The following is an 11,467-nucleotide window of genomic DNA, read 5'->3' on the forward strand; positions in this document are numbered from 1 at the left end:
CGCCTTCGAGACGCTGCTCGCCATGAAGGACGAGATGCCGCCGGAGGTCTCGGAAAGCGAGATCGTCTACCGGTACATCAAGTCCATCGACAAGGGCCTACTCAAGGTCATGTCGAAGATGGGCATCTCGACCTACCAGTCCTATTGCGGCGCGCAGATCTTCGACGCGGTCGGCCTCCGGTCTGATTTCCTGGAGAAGTACTTCTTCGGCACCGCCTCCCTGATCGAGGGCATCGGGCTGGACGAAGTGGCCGAGGAGACCGTGCGGCGCCACAGCGACGCCTTCGGCGAGGCCCCGATCTACCGCAACGCGCTCGATGTGGGCGGTGAATACGCGTTCCGGATCCGCGGCGAAGAGCATGTCTGGACACCGGAATCCGTCTCGGCCCTGCAGCATGCCGTGCGGCTGAACGCGCAGGAGCGCTACGGCGAGTTCGCCCGGCTCCTCAACGACCAGCAGACCCGCCTCAAGACGCTGCGCGGCCTGCTGCGCATCAAGACCGCCGACGAGGTCGGGCGCGCCCCGATCCCGATCGAGGAGGTCGAGCCCGCCTCCGACATCGTGAAGCGGTTCTCGACCGGCGCCATGTCCTTCGGCTCCATCTCCAAGGAGGCGCACGAGACCCTGGCCCTCGCCATGAACCGGATCGGCGGCAAGTCGAACACGGGCGAGGGCGGCGAACTCTCGGAGCGCTACCGGCCGCTGCCGGACGGAAGCTCCAAGCGCTCGGCCATCAAGCAGGTCGCCTCCGGCCGCTTCGGTGTCACCACCGAATACCTCGTCAATTCCGACGTGATGCAGATCACGATCGCGCAGGGTGCCAAGCCCGGCGAGGGCGGGCAGCTGCCGGGCCACAAGGTGGATGCCCGCATCGCCAAGGTCCGCCATTCGACGCCCGGCGTCGGCCTGATCTCGCCGCCGCCGCATCACGACATCTACTCGATCGAGGACCTCGCCCAGCTCGTCTTCGACCTGAAGAACGTGAACCCGGCGGCCGACGTGTCGGTGAAGCTCGTCTCCGAGGTCGGCGTGGGCACGGTGGCGGCAGGCGTCGCCAAGGCGCGGGCCGACCACATCACGGTGTCCGGCTTCGAGGGCGGCACCGGCGCCTCGCCGCTGACCTCCATCAAGCACACCGGCTCGCCCTGGGAGATGGGCCTCGCCGAGACGCACCAGACCCTGGTTCTGAACAAGCTGCGGGGCCGGGTGGCGCTGCAGGCCGACGGCGGCATCCGGACCGGCCGGGACGTGATGATCGCCCTCATGCTCGGGGCCGACGAAATCGGCTTCGCGACCGCGCCGCTCATCGCGGCCGGCTGCATCATGATGCGCAAGTGTCACCTCAACACCTGCCCGGTCGGCGTCGCGACGCAGGACCCAGTGCTGCGCAAGCGCTTCAAGGGCACGCCCGAACACGTCATCAACTACTTCTTCTTCGTGGCCGAGGAGCTGCGCGGGCTGATGGCCGAGCTCGGGGTCCGGACGGTGTCCGAGCTCGTCGGGCGGGCCGACTTTCTCGACCGCGACGGCGCGGTCCAGCACTGGAAGGCGAAGGGGCTCGACTTTTCCCGCGTGTTCCACCGGCCGGAGGTCGGGCCGGAGGTCGCCATCCGGCACACCGAGCGTCAGCACCACCCGATCGAGGCGGTGCTCGACCGCGAGCTGATCGCCGGGGCCCGGGCCGCCATCGACGGCGCCGGCCCTGTCACGCTGGAGGCCCGTGTCTCGAACGAGAACCGCACGGTCGGCGCCATGCTGTCCGGCGAGGTCGCCAAGGCGCACGGCAATGCCGGCCTGCCGGACGACACGATCACCGTCCGGCTCACCGGCACGGCCGGGCAGAGCTTCGGGGCCTGGCTGGCGGCGGGGGTCACGCTCGACCTGACTGGCGACGCCAACGACTATGTCGGCAAGGGGCTTTCGGGCGGCAAGCTGGTGATCCGGCCCTCCCCCAACTCGCAGGCGCCGGCCGAACGGTCCATCGTGGTCGGCAACACCGTCCTGTACGGGGCCATCGCCGGGGAGTGCTACTTCCGGGGCATCGCGGGCGAGCGCTTCGCGGTTCGCAATTCCGGCGCCATCGCGGTGGTGGAAGGCACGGGCGACCACGGCTGCGAATACATGACCGGCGGCGTGGTGGTGGTGATCGGCCCGACGGGCCGGAACTTCGCGGCCGGCATGTCCGGCGGCATCGCCTATGTGCTGGACGAGGACGGCTCCTTCGCCAAGCGCTGCAACCTGTCCATGGTCGACCTGGAGCCCGTCGAGGAGGAGGAGGAGCTGATGCAGCGCATCCACCACCACGGCGGCGACCTCGAGACCAAGGGCCGGATCGACATCCTGTCGAACATGTCGGGCGGCGACGAGGAGCGGCTGCTCGGCCTGCTCAAGAACCACGTCGCCTATACGGGCTCCACGCGCGCCCAGGCGATCCTGGACGGCTGGACCGAGTTCCGGCCGCGCTTCGTGAAGGTGATGCCGGTTGAATACCGCCGCGCCATCCGGGAGATGGAACGCGAGCGGATGCCGCAAGCGGCCGAGTGATCGGGGGCGCGCCTCCCCTGGGTCGCAGGCCCGGGGGGCAGCCGCCGGTCGAAGTGGACATTCAGAGTGGGCGCCGGGCTGACGGCCTCACGCCCGCGATGCAGAACGGTGCTGGGGTCCCGCCGCGCGGGCGCCAGGACGGCGAGTGGACATAGACATGGGCAAGGTCACGGGGTTCCTGGAGATCGACAGGCGGGACCGGAAGTATCTTCCGGCCTCCGACCGCATCCGGAACTATCGCGAATTCAGCATCCCGCTCGGCGAGGAGGGGACGCGCGACCAGGCAGCCCGCTGCATGGATTGCGGCATTCCGTTCTGCCATTCCGGCTGTCCGGTGAACAACCAGATCCCGGATTTCAACGACCTCGTCTACAACGACGACTGGCGTGAGGCGCTCCGCAACCTCCAGTCGACCAACAACTTCCCCGAATTCACGGGCCGCATCTGCCCGGCCCCGTGCGAGGCGGCCTGCACCCTCAACCTCGAGGACACGCCGGTCACCATCAAGACCATCGAGGGCGCCATTGCCGACCGGGGCTGGCAGGAAGGCTGGATCGTTCCCGAGATCGCGGCCCGCCGCACCGGCCGCCGCGTCGCTGTGGTCGGGTCGGGGCCGGCCGGTCTCGCCGCCGCCCAGCAGCTCGCCCGCGTCGGTCACGAGGTGCATGTCTATGAGAAGCACGCCCGGGCGGGCGGCCTCCTCCGCTACGGCATTCCCGACTTCAAGATGGAGAAGCATCACGTCGACCGGCGCGTGAAGCAGATGGAGGCCGAGGGCGTCACCTTCCATTACGGCTGCCATGTGGGCGTGACGGTGACGGCGCGCGAGCTCGCCGAGAGCCACGACGCGGTGCTGCTGGCCGGCGGCGCCGAGACGCCCCGCGACCTGCCCGTCGAGGGTCGCGACCTGGACGGCATCCATTTCGCCATGGACTTCCTGCCCCAGCAGAACCGCCGTGTCTCCGGCGAGAACACGGACATCGGCGAACCGATCCTGGCCAGCGGCAAGCACGTCATCGTCATCGGCGGCGGCGACACCGGCTCCGACTGCATCGGCACCTCCGTCCGGCAGGGCGCGCTGTCCGTGCGGCAATTCGAGATCATGCCGATGCCGCCGGAGAAGGAGAACAAGCTCACCACCTGGCCGAACTGGCCGCTGAAGCTGCGGACCTCGTCCAGCCACGAGGAAGGCGCCGAGCGCGATTTCGCCGTGAACACGGTGCGGTTTTCCGGCTCGCGCGGCCGCGTCACGCGGCTGCACGGCGTTCAGGTCGATTCCTCGTTCAAGGCGATCCCCGGAACCGAGTTCGAGCTGCCGGCCGATCTCGTGCTTCTGGCCATGGGCTTCGTGTCGCCGGTCAAGGCCGGCATGATCGAGGACCTCGGCGTCGCCCTGGACGGGCGCGGCAACGTGAAGGCGGACATGCAGAGCTATCGCACCTCCATCGACAAGGTCTGGGCGGCCGGCGACATGCGGCGGGGCCAGTCCCTCGTGGTCTGGGCCATCCGCGAGGGCCGCCAGGCGGCGCGCGCCATCGACGAGGCGCTGACCGGCGCCTCGGTGCTGCCCCGGTGAGCGACATGAGCGACGGCATGAACGCGGATCAGGAGCAGGCGCGCATGCGCGCCATCGCCGAGAACCAGCCCCCCTTCGCGCGCCATATCGGGTTCCGGCTCGTCTCGGCCGAGCGGAACCGGGTGGTCGGCGAGATCACGGTCGGCACGGAGCACAGCAACCGCAACGGCGTGCTGCACGGCGGCGCCGTGATGGCCTTTGCCGACAACCTCGGCGGCACCGCCTCCTTCATGCACCTGCCGGAAGGCACCTCGACCTCCACGATCGAGAGCAAGACCAACTTCTTTGCCGGGATCCGGGTCGGCGAGGTGGCGCGCGGTGAGTGCACGCCGCTGCATCTCGGTCGCAGCACCATGGTGTGGCAGACCCGGATCACGCGCCCGGACGGCAAGCTCGCCGCCCTGGTCACCCAGACCCAGATGGTGCTGAAGGGCTGAGGGCCCGTTTGGCGCCGCCGGAGCCGCGCTGTTCGGGCGGCTCGGGCGGGGCGCCGCCGGCTACTTGCCCCGCAAGGCCTTCAGCACGGCGATGTCGGCATAGCCGTCCGCCACCAGCCCCGAGCGGAGCTGGAAGGTCCGGATGGCGTCGCGCGTGATGGTGCCGTGCCGTCCGTCCGCCTCGCCCTTGTAGAGACCAAGCGTCGAGAGGCGCCTTTGCACCTCCTCCTTCTCGCGGTGGCTGAGGGCCGGTTCCGAGATCGGCCAGGCGCGGGCGAGGGGGCCGCCGCCGCCGATCCGGTTGGCCAGCAGGCCGACGCCCAGCGCATAGGCGTCGGACGAGTTGTAGGCCCGGATCACCTCGAAATTGTCCCCGACCAGGAAGGCGGGCCCGCGCACGCCCGTGGGCATGAACAGGGCGGCGTCGCCGGAATTCGGCAGGGCCTTGCCGTCGGCACGGCGAACACCCATCGCAGCCCAATCCGCGAAGCCGCGCCGCGGGACGCTGAAATCGAGGGTGCCGGGAAGCGCCACCTCGACGACCCAGGGCAGGCCCGCCTTCCAGCCCTTCTGGTGGAGGTAATGCGCCGTGGAGGCGAGCGCGTCCGGCACTGACGTCCAGATGTTCGGGTGGCCGTCGCCATCTTCGTCGAGCGCAAAGGCGGCGTAGCTCGACGGCATGAACTGGGTCTGGCCCATGGCACCGGCCCAAGAGCCCTTCATGCCCTCGCGGGTGATGTGGCCGTCCTGGATGATGCGGAGCGCCTGGATCAGCTCGCCCCGGAAGAAGTCGCCGCGGTGGCGCACAAAGGCGAGGGTCGCGAGCGAGCGGATCACGGACATGCCGCCGGTGTTGGCGCCGAACCCGCTCTCCATGCCCCATACGGCAAGCACGACCTCGCGCGGGACGCCGAAGCGCCGCTCGGCCCGGTCGAACACGGCGTCCCATTCCTGCCCGGCCGCGCGGCCCTTACTGATGCGCTGGGCCGACACGGCGCCGTTCACGTAGTCCCAGATCGGTCGGGAGAACTCGGCCTGTTTGCGGCTCAGCGCGATCACCTTGGGGTCCGGCGTCACGCCCCGGAGGGCTCCGTCGAAGACCTCCCGGCTGATCCCGGCCGCCCGGGCGGCGGGCCACAGCCCGTCGAGGAAACGCGTGAAATCACCCTCGCTCTTGCCGGCCGCCTCGGGCTTGGCCGCGGGCTTCGCGGCAGCCGGCGGGGCGGGCCACAACAGAAGCGCAGCAGCGCCGAGCGCGCAGGCGCACAGGAGGGTTCGGCGGAGGGAGGTGAGGGCTGTGGCGATCATCGGGGCGGGGCTGGGAGCTGATTCGGGTTAGCGGGACGGCATGGCTGCTTTGGGGCGGCTGTCGCCGGCGGCGAGGCGGCGCTCCCACTCGAGGGCCGCCGTCACGATGCCGTCGAGGTTGTCGCGCTTCGGCGTCCATCCGAGTTCGGCCCGGATCCGGTCCGCCCGGGCCACGATGGCGGGCGGATCGCCGGGCCGGCGCGGCGAGAGGACGACCGGGAAATCGACCCCGGAAATCCGCTTCATCACGTCGATCACCTCCAGCACCGAATAGCCGCGGCCGTAGCCGCAATTCAGCGTCAGGTTGCCGCCGCCCCCGCGCAGATGGTCGAGGGCGACCAGGTGGGCGTCCGCCAGGTCGGAGACGTGGATGTAGTCGCGCAGGCAGGAGCCGTCGCGCGTCGGATAGTCGGTGCCGAACACCTCGAGCCGCGCCCGCTGCCCGAGCGCCGCCTGGGCCGCCACCTTGATCAGGTGGGTCGCGGCCGGGGTCGACTGGCCGGAGCGGCCCTGCGGGTCGGCGCCCGCGACGTTGAAATAGCGCAGCGCCACGTAGCGCAGGGGATGGGCGAAGGCGGCATCGGCCAGCATCCACTCGGTCATCAGTTTGGAGCGGCCATAGGGCGAGACCGGCGCCGGCGCGACGTCCTCGCTGACCGGCTCGCCCGAGACGTCGCCATAGACCGCCGCCGTCGACGAGAAGATCATCTGGCCCACGCCGTGGCGGATCGCCGTCTCGATCAGGGTGCGGGATTTGGCGGTGTTGTTCAGGTAGTAGCCGAGCGGGTCAGTCACGGATTCGGGCACCACGATTCGGGCCGCGAAATGGGCCAGCGCCTGCACGCCGTGGGCATCCATGGCGCGCCCGACCGCCTCGGCATCCCCCATATCGGCCTGCACAAAGGCCACTCCCTCCGGCACGGACCAGCGGAAGCCAGTGGAGAGGTCGTCCAGGACCACCACCGTCTCGCCGCGGTCCCGCAGGGCCAGAACCATGTGGCTGCCGATATACCCGGCCCCGCCCGTCACCATGACCGTCATCGTTCGAGTCTCCGCCGGAGCCAGAATGTCCGGAAACACTTCACCGGCCGTGAACCCCTTTTGACATTTCCGACGGCCGCGCCAAGGTAGCGCGGCGCGAGCCTCGGTGCGCGCCCAAGCCCCCCATCAGGTCACGCAAGGAGCCGGACCGCCCATGAAGCGCATCCGCAAGGCCGTGCTGCCGGTCGCAGGCCTCGGCACGAGGTTCCTGCCCGCCACCAAATCCATCCCGAAGGAGATGCTGACGGTCGTCGATCGCCCGGTCATCCAGCACGTGGTGGACGATGCCCGCGAGGCCGGGATCGAGCATTTCATCTTCGTGACGGGGCGCGGCAAGGCCGTGATCGAGGACCATTTCGACATCGCCTACGAGCTCGACCGCACGCTGCAGGAGCGCGGCAAGGTCAAGGAATTCGAGGCCCTGAAGGCCGACCTGCCGCAGGCCGGGCAGACCAGTTTCACGCGCCAGCAGGCCCCGCTCGGGCTGGGCCACGCGGTCTGGTGCGCGCGCGAGATCGTGGGCGACGAGCCCTTCGCCGTGATCCTGCCCGACATGCTGAGCCGCGGCGCCATGCGGCAGATGCTGGACGCCTACGACCGGCACGGCGGCAACATCATCGCGGTCGAGGAGGTGCCGGAGGACCAGACGCACCAATACGGCATCGTGGCCACCGGCCAGGATCACGGCCAGACCTTCGAGATCACCGGCATGGTGGAGAAGCCGAAGCCCGGCACGGCCCCCTCGAACCTGATCATTTCGGGCCGCTACATCCTGCAGCCTGAGGTGTTCGGCGTTCTGGCCGCGCAGGAAACCGGCGCCGGCGGCGAGATCCAGCTCACCGACGCCATGAAGAAGCTGATGGGGTCGCAACCCTTCTTCGGCATGCGCTACGAGGGCCGGACCTACGACACCGGCACCAAGCTCGGCTTCCTGACCGCCAACGTGGCCTACGCGCTCGACCGCCAGGACCTCGCCGAGCCGTTCCGGGCCGAACTCCGCAAACTCCTCGGCGAGCGCTGAGCCGAATGGACCCGGCCGCGGCCGACGAGCTCGGCTGCTGGGTCACCAAGGCTGGCCTTCTGGGCACGAGCGAGACCGAGCTCCTGGCGGGCTTCTGCGAGCGGGCCGTGGCGGCCGGCCTGCCGGTCGACCGGGCGGTGGTCCTGATCGACACGCTCCACCCGGTGCATGAGGGCCGGGTCTTCCGCTGGAGCAGCCGCAACGGCGGCGAGAGCCACGTCGCCGAATATGGCCGCGCCAGCCTGGCTGGGCCCGCGGCCGAGAGCTGGCAGCGCTCCCCCTTTTTCCACATGGTGCAGAGCGGCCGGCCGTTTCTGCGCCACCGGGCCGGGGAGCCCGCCGGCGAGCGCTTCCCGCTCTTCGCCGAACTGGCCGAGGAGGGGCAGACTGACTGGGTCGGCCTGATCGACCGCTTCCGCCCCGAGACCGTGATCGGCGAGATGGATTGCGTCTACTCGTCGTGGTCGACCGCGAACCCGTCCGGCTTCTCCGAGGACGTGGTCGCCGCGCTGAAGCGGCTCGTGCCGTCGCTCAGCCTTTCGGTCAAAAGCGCTTCGCTGGTCCGCATCGCCGAAACGCTGGTCGAGACCTATCTGGGGCGCGACGCAGGGCGGCGGGTCCTGTCAGGCCGGATCGAGCGCGGCGTCGCCGACCGGATCGAGGCGGCGCTGTGGTTCAGTGACCTGCGCGGCTTCACCCGCATCACCGGGGCGGCCGAACCCGGCCAGATCATCCCCTTCCTCAACGATTATGCCGAAGCGGTGATCTCCGCCGTGCACGAGGCCGGGGGCGACGTGCTGAAACTCATCGGCGACGGCATCTTGGCCATCTTCAAAGCCGACAGCCAAGCAGAGGCCTGCACCTGCGCGCTGGAGGCCGAGTCCTTGGCCCGAAGCCGGATTGCCGCCCTGAACGAGCGGCGCAGTGCCAAGGGGCTGCCCGTCACGGGCACCTACCTGGGGCTGCATGTGGGTGAGGTGTTCTACGGCAACATCGGCTCGCAGGACCGCCTCGACTTCACCGTGGTTGGCCCGGCCGTGAACGAGGCGAGCCGCATCGCCGCGATGTGCCGCTCGGCGGACCGCGATGTGCTGGTCTCGGACCGGTTTCGGGACGCCGCCTCAGCGGCGGTCCGCAGCCGCCTCGTCTCGGTCGGCCGCTACGCGTTGCGGGGCGTCGAGCGCCCGGCCGAGCTGTTCACGCTGGATCCCGGGGCGCAGGGCTGAGAGCGGCCCGGCCTCACGGCTGCAGGCGGAGTCCGAGCAGGAACACGTCCGTTGAGTAGCTCGAGCCGGCGACCGAGCTGCGCAGGGTCTCGTGGGTGTAGCTGGCCCGCAGCGCGATCTGCCGGTTGAGCCGGTAATCGGCCCGTAACAGGGCCCCGAAACTCTGCTCGTCGATGCGCACGCCCTGGTACTGGTAATCCGCCGTCGTCAGGGCCGCCGTGACGGTGAGGTTGCGGCGCAGGTCGTGCGACACCTCCAGCGTGCCGCGGGCGGTCCGGATGCCGGTCGCGTCCGGGATCGTAGTCTCGTCGACCCCGACCTGGGCGGTCGCCCGCACCGTCGTGATCGGCGACAGGGCGTAGCTGAGCGCCGCGTCGGCGACCGGGCTGGTCAGGCTTTTGAGGCGCCGGTCCTGGTAGTCGCGCCGGGTCGCGCCGGCGGAGATCTCGCCCGTCAGGAGCCGGCTCAGCTCAAAAGTGGTGCCGATCTTCCCCCCGATCCCATCCGAGCTGCGCGCAAAGCCGGCGCTGTCGATGCGGCGGTCGTAGCGGCGGGTGTCGGCCAGGCCCTCTACGAAGGGAATCAGGCCCGGATGGATCTCGTAGCCCAGGCGCGCCCGCGTGCCGTAGGTGGTCAGGTTGCGGTCGCTCTGGTCGAGCAGCAGGCCGTTGCTGAGCCGCGCATTCTCGTAATCGGCCCGGTCGACGCTGCCCCGCAGGGTCGCGATGAGCCGGTTGAACCGCTGCGTGACCCCGGCCGAGGCGCCTTCGGTGTAGATGATGGGCCGCTGGGCCACGACCGCGTTGAGGTCGGGGCTGCCGGGCCGCTGCGTGTCGATCAGGTAATGCCCTTCGACGTCGAACTGGGTGTCGCGGCTCGCGTCCAGCCGCAGCCCGATGCGGCCCGCGCCCTCGGGCCGGCTCGCCTCCCGGTTGGACGGGTATTCGTCATAGGCCCCGCGCAGAAAGCCCGAGAGTTCGTGCCGGGACCAGTCGCTCTGGACCCGCAACTCACCCTCGGTCCGGGACACGAGCGAGCCCCGCGGGTTGCGCTCGGTCCGGTTGGGGTTGGTGTCGTAGCCGAGCGACTGGCCGAGCACCGGGTACAGGTTGATGTTGCCGACCCGGATCCCGATCGGGGCATAGGGATCGGTCTCGGCCGGGCGGCGCGGCGAGGCCGGACGCGGAGCCGGGGAGGGGTCGGGCAGGCCGGTCTGGGCCGGCTGCACGTTGCTGGCCACCTCCGGGGCGATCAGGGTCGACCGGAACGCGCCCTGGACGGGGTCGGAGGCGGGTTGGCGCGAGCGCCGGGCGCGGTTGCCGCGCGGGCCGGGCCGAAGTGCCGCGCCTGTCGTGGGCGTCTGGCGGGCGGCCCCGCTGGTGGCGGTGGAGCGGGGGGTGCCGGCCCCCAGGCCGGGAGGGACGCGGAGGCCCGGCTCGCCCGCGGGGCGGCCGAGGCCGGATCGGGTCTGATCCTGCCCCGTGTCGCCGAAGGCGCGCTGCGTGCCGGCGCGGTCCGGCTCCTGGGCGCCCGCCGGCACGGCGAGGCCGATCAGCAGGGCGAGGGCCGGGGCGCCGGAGGCCGCGAGGCGGGACGGGAACGAGGACGAGAGCAGGGCTGCCTCCGCCGTGCCGCAGCGGCCCGGATGGTTAACGGAGGTACAACCTGGATGGTTAACTGCCGGTAAGCGCAGCTCCGGATAGAAGACCGAAGATGACCTCGGTCGCGCCGTAACGCCGGCGGTCGAGCTCCGAGAAGCCCGCCGGAAAGGCAAAGGCGGCTGCCGAAGTCTCCTCCACGACCACCAGGGCCCCGGGGGCGAGCCAGCCGCCCCGCAGGCTCGACACGAGGGCCTTCTCGGCCAGGCCCTGGCCGTAAGGGGGGTCGCAGAAGACGAGCGTGGACGGCTCGAGCGGGAACGCGCGGCCGAGCTGGGTCGCGTCGCGCCGGACAGCTCTGCCGTTCTGGCCGAGTGCGCCGGCGAGATCGAGGTTGCGGCGGATCAAGCCTTGCGCCTCTGGCGCCAGGTCGACCAGCACGGCCAGGGCCGCGCCGCGCGACAGCGCCTCGATGCCGAGTGCGCCGGTGCCGGCGAACAGGTCGAGCACCCGGGCGCCCGGCACGGGGTCGCCGTGACCGTGCTCCAGGATGTTGAACAGCGTCTCGCGGAGCCGGTCGGAGGTCGGCCGGATGGCGAGTTGGCCGGGTCCGGGCCCGGCCAGGACGAGCCCCCGCCGGTTGCCTCCCACGATCCGCATGGAGGCGCGCTACTGCGGCCGGCCGCGCGGCCCGCCCGGCCCGCCGCCCGGGGCT

Annotated in this window: 9 protein-coding genes; 5 read left to right on the top strand and 4 right to left on the bottom strand. The window is 70.6% G+C overall.

What is annotated here, in order from left to right; all coding sequences use genetic code 11:
• From JWR86_RS01995 to JWR86_RS02005, 3 genes are all read left to right on the top strand, one after another.
• A partial coding sequence (locus JWR86_RS01995) for a glutamate synthase-related protein (RefSeq protein ID WP_299560009.1) occupies positions 1–2,545 on the top strand: 2,545 nt, incomplete at its 5' end.
• Positions 2,546–2,702: 157 nt separating this feature from the next.
• Positions 2,703–4,121 carry a glutamate synthase subunit beta gene (locus tag JWR86_RS02000; protein WP_299560033.1) on the top strand — a complete coding sequence of 473 codons (1,419 nt, stop codon included), beginning with the start codon at positions 2,703–2,705 and terminating at the stop codon, positions 4,119–4,121.
• A 5-nt stretch (positions 4,122–4,126) separates the two neighbouring features.
• Complete coding sequence (locus JWR86_RS02005) at positions 4,127–4,558, top strand: PaaI family thioesterase (RefSeq protein ID WP_299560012.1); 432 nt, start codon at positions 4,127–4,129, stop codon at positions 4,556–4,558.
• Between the two features lie 60 nt (positions 4,559–4,618).
• Here JWR86_RS02005 and JWR86_RS02010 read toward each other — a convergent pair whose 3' ends face one another.
• Entirely contained in the window at positions 4,619–5,866 is a 1,248-nt protein-coding gene (locus JWR86_RS02010) for a lytic murein transglycosylase (RefSeq protein ID WP_299560015.1), read from the bottom strand.
• 27 nt (positions 5,867–5,893) lie between these two features.
• A complete protein-coding gene (gene galE, locus JWR86_RS02015) occupies positions 5,894–6,907 on the bottom strand; it encodes a UDP-glucose 4-epimerase GalE (protein ID WP_299560018.1) in 1,014 nt (337 codons plus the stop codon).
• Between the two features lie 154 nt (positions 6,908–7,061).
• On the opposite strand from galE, the gene galU reads away from it, so the two are divergent.
• Positions 7,062–7,928: a UTP--glucose-1-phosphate uridylyltransferase GalU gene (gene galU, locus JWR86_RS02020; protein ID WP_299560021.1), complete on the top strand. Its 867-nt coding sequence runs from the start codon at positions 7,062–7,064 to the stop codon at positions 7,926–7,928.
• Between the two features lie 5 nt (positions 7,929–7,933).
• On the top strand, positions 7,934–9,154 hold the full coding sequence (locus JWR86_RS02025; RefSeq protein WP_299560024.1) for an adenylate/guanylate cyclase domain-containing protein: 1,221 nt from the start codon (positions 7,934–7,936) through the stop codon (positions 9,152–9,154).
• Positions 9,155–9,167: 13 nt separating this feature from the next.
• Here JWR86_RS02025 and JWR86_RS02030 read toward each other — a convergent pair whose 3' ends face one another.
• Together JWR86_RS02030 and JWR86_RS02035 are read right to left on the bottom strand one after the other, a co-directional pair.
• Complete coding sequence (locus JWR86_RS02030; protein WP_299560027.1) at positions 9,168–10,694, bottom strand: outer membrane beta-barrel protein; 1,527 nt, start codon at positions 10,692–10,694, stop codon at positions 9,168–9,170.
• 133 nt (positions 10,695–10,827) lie between these two features.
• Positions 10,828–11,412, bottom strand: a complete 585-nt coding sequence (locus tag JWR86_RS02035; protein WP_299560030.1) for an RsmD family RNA methyltransferase — start codon at positions 11,410–11,412, stop codon at positions 10,828–10,830.
• Positions 11,413–11,467 lie beyond the last annotated feature (55 nt).

The sequence above is a fragment of the Enterovirga sp. genome (assembly GCF_028290205.1).
Classification (GTDB): domain Bacteria; phylum Pseudomonadota; class Alphaproteobacteria; order Rhizobiales; family Beijerinckiaceae; genus Enterovirga.